The 2,221-nt window shown below is 74.8% G+C and carries 3 protein-coding genes; 1 reads left to right on the forward strand and 2 read right to left on the reverse strand.

The annotated features are described in order from the left end of the window. A partial coding sequence (locus OZN99_RS30115) for a hypothetical protein (RefSeq protein ID WP_270938894.1) occupies positions 1-339 on the reverse strand: 339 nt, incomplete at its 3' end. Between the two features lie 267 nt (positions 340-606). After that, positions 607-1,071, reverse strand: a complete 465-nt coding sequence (locus tag OZN99_RS30120; protein ID WP_270938895.1) for a GtrA family protein — start codon at positions 1,069-1,071, stop codon at positions 607-609. A 148-nt stretch (positions 1,072-1,219) separates the two neighbouring features. Here OZN99_RS30120 and OZN99_RS30125 point away from each other — a divergent pair, with 148 nt between their 5' ends. Beyond that, the gene (locus OZN99_RS30125; RefSeq protein WP_270938896.1) at positions 1,220-2,047 is read left to right on the forward strand and encodes an NAD(P)-dependent oxidoreductase; all 828 of its coding nucleotides are present in this window, start codon (positions 1,220-1,222) and stop codon (positions 2,045-2,047) included. The last annotated feature ends 174 nt before the right edge of the window (positions 2,048-2,221 follow it).

Here is a 2,221-nt window from a genome sequence, read left to right on the forward strand (position 1 = left end):
GCTGCGCGGGGCGCCGCGCAGCAGCGCCGCCGTGCCGTAGCGTCCCGCTGCCAGGCCGGCCGCGCCGAATGCCGTCGCCATGACGAGCCAGGCCGCGTCGATCCGCCCGGCCGCGTCGAACGCCGTCGCGGCGGCAAGGGCCACAGCAATGGCGGCAAGCGCGGCCAGCCCGATCCGGCGCAGCTGCCGCGCGCCGTCGAACAGTATGGGATGGTCGTAGGCACCGGTGGCGACGCCGCCAGCCAGCACGAGGCCCGTGAGCAGCAGCGTGACGGGCGCATGGGCGGCGCCGGCCACCGGAACCAGAAGGTCGGCCCCGAACCCGGCGGCCAGCAGCATCGTCAGGTCAAGGGCAGCGACCAGCGCACCGAGCAGCAGCGGCGGCCATGGCCTCGGCCGCACCCGGACGGCATCGTTGGCCGCCGCCGGCGCAACCATCGGGTCGCGGCGGCCGAGCCGAAAGGGCCGCACCCCCGCGAGGTCGGCCGTGGGAAAGGGGTGGACGGTCTCGCCGCCCCGCGCGCCCCCGCCATCGGGGAGGCCGCCGGCAGGGCGCAATTCGGGGTCGGCCTTGGGGGTCGCTGCGCGCATCCGGGGCTGGCTTGATTACGGTCGTGGGGCGCGATCTGCGCCGCCGAACACGAAACGTCGCGAAAGGAGAAAGTTCCCGACCATCCCCGCAAGGCTCCCGGCCGCGACGCCGATCACGGGATGCTGCGCCACGACGGCCACAGTCGATACCAGCGCGGCGTAGGTGCCGTAGTTGCAGGCGAAGCCCACCAGGTTGACCGCCAGGAAGATCGCCCATTGCCGCCACGCCGGCCCGTCGCCCTGGCCGCGGAAGGTCCAGGCGCGGTTGAGCGCCCAGGTGGTGGTCGCCGCCACCACGTAGGACGCCGCCCGCCCCCCATACAGGCCGAAGCCGAGCGCCAGCGCGGCGTAGAGCGACGCGGTGTCCACGATGAAGCCGATCGTCCCGACGACCCCGAAGCGGAGGAACTGCATGACCGTCCGGCTGCGCTCCGGGCCGATGAACTGGGTCAGGCGGCTTGTGATGACGTGGTCGGACATGAGGCTTCCTTCTGCTGCACTGCAGCATGGCGTGTGCAGCCGCGGTTCTCAAACCACGCCCCGGTGACGGAACCATGGCAGGGCGGCGCCTGGACGGCTGCTCGCGGGACTGCGACCTTCACGCCGCGGCGATGGGGATTGCGGGCGCATGCGGATCGGGCTGGTCGGGCTCGGCAGGATGGGGGCGGCCATGGCCGCCCGGCTGGCCGGGACGGGCGCTGAGGTGGCGGGCTACGACCTCGACCCCGGCCGGGGCGGTGTCGCCAGCCTCACGCAGGCGGCAGCGCCGGTCGTGCTGTTCTCCCTGCCCGACGAGCGGGCGGTGGCAGCGGCGCTGTCGGAGTTGCTCCCGGCCTTGCCGCAAGGCGCGGTGGTTGCCGATACCTCCACCATCTCGCCGCTGGCCGCGCGGGACTTCGCAAGCCAGGCGACGGCGGCGGGCGCGGCTTATCTGGATGCGCCCGTCTCCGGCGGGCCGGCGGGCGCTGCGGCCGGGACGCTGACGGTCATGCTGGGCGGAGAGGCCGCGGCACTTGAGCGCGCCCGGCCGGTCTTGGACCGCATCGCGGCGCGCGTGGTGCATGTCGGGCCGGCCGGCGCAGGGCAGGTGGCGAAGCTCGTGAACAACCTGCTGGTCGCGACTCACCTGGTGGTGGCGGGAGAGGCGCTTCGCATCGGCGAGGCGGCGGGCGTGCCGGCCGAGGCGCTGCTGGCGGTGGTCAACGCCGCCTCCGGCCGCTCCGCCGCGACGGAGGTCAACCTGCCGCGATGGGTGCTGTCCAGCAGCTTCGATTCCGGCTTCACCGCCGGGCTCATGCGCAAGGACGTGCGGCTGGCCATGGACCTGGCGCGTGCCGTTGGCGCGGAGCCCGTCGCCTGCGGCCGCGCCGCGGCCGTCTGGGACGCCGCGCCGGTGGCGGATGGCGAGGATTTCAACCGGCTGGTCGCGACGCTGCTGGCGGGGGCGCGGCCATGACGGGCTTCGTGGCGCCCGCCGTCGCGGCGGAGGGCGTGCGCACGCTTCTGGGCGGGCGGATCGGCAGCCTGGTGGACGGCGCGATCCGCGCGGGAGAGGGCGCGCCGATCGCGCTGCAGGATCCGGCGACGGGCGCGCCGCTGCTGGACTACGCCGATGCGGGGCCGGCGGTGG

The organism is Falsiroseomonas oryzae (assembly GCF_027856955.1).
GTDB lineage: Bacteria > Pseudomonadota > Alphaproteobacteria > Acetobacterales > Acetobacteraceae > Falsiroseomonas > Falsiroseomonas oryzae.

What these genes read in the sequence shown, in the direction of transcription:
- OZN99_RS30120 (WP_270938895.1), bottom strand. Translation starts at nt 1,071, where the DNA reads ATGTCCGACCACGTCATCACAAGCCGCCTGACCCAGTTCATCGGCCCG.
- OZN99_RS30125 (WP_270938896.1), top strand. Translation starts at nt 1,220, where the DNA reads ATGCGGATCGGGCTGGTCGGGCTCGGCAGGATGGGGGCGGCCATGGCC.